Source organism: Chryseobacterium sp. DT-167 (assembly GCF_058310155.1).
The window spans coordinates 1-546 of sequence record NZ_JBZEEQ010000120.1 but is presented as its reverse complement, the minus strand read 5'-3'; the positions used below and the strand labels follow the sequence as shown (position 1 = coordinate 546).

At 72.3% G+C, this 546-nt stretch carries 1 protein-coding gene; it reads left to right on the top strand.

Annotated elements, in window-relative coordinates; all coding sequences use genetic code 11:
- Nucleotides 1–377: TipAS antibiotic-recognition domain-containing protein (locus AC4FQ5_RS20075; protein ID WP_491146474.1), on the top strand; the 377-nt coding region annotated here is incomplete at its 5' end.
- Nucleotides 378–546: the final 169 nt, after the last annotated feature.

Here is a 546-nt window from a genome sequence, read left to right as displayed (position 1 = left end):
ACGAGGAGGAGGTGACCGAACGGTGGGGCGCCGACGCGTACCGCTCGTCGGACGCGTGGTGGCGCGGTCTGAGCGGCACCGACAGAGCAGAGTGGACGGAGCGCTCCCGAGCGCTCGCGGATGACTGGGTCGATGCGGCCACTCGTGGTGTGGATGCGAGGAGCGAGGAGGCGCACGCGCTCGCCGCCCGCCACGTCGAGTGGCTCGCCGGCATCCCGGGAACACCGGGATCGGATGGTACGCCGGTGAAGGGGTACATCACGGGACTCGCCGAGATGTACGTCGCGGACGAGCGCTTCGCGGCCGCCTACGGAGATGAAGCAGGGGCGACGCTCGTGCGCGACGCGCTCCTCGCCTACGCCGACTCGCGTCTCTGACTCCGCCACGACCGAGCGCCGGGCCGCCGGCCGTGCATCGAGGCCGGCGGCTCAACGCCGTCGACGCGCGCGTTCGGCGAACGCGTCGAGAGCGTCGAGGACGTCGTGGGCGGCCCAGTACCGGTTGCGGCGACCGTCGCCGAGCTGGGAGAGGATGCCGTCCTGCACG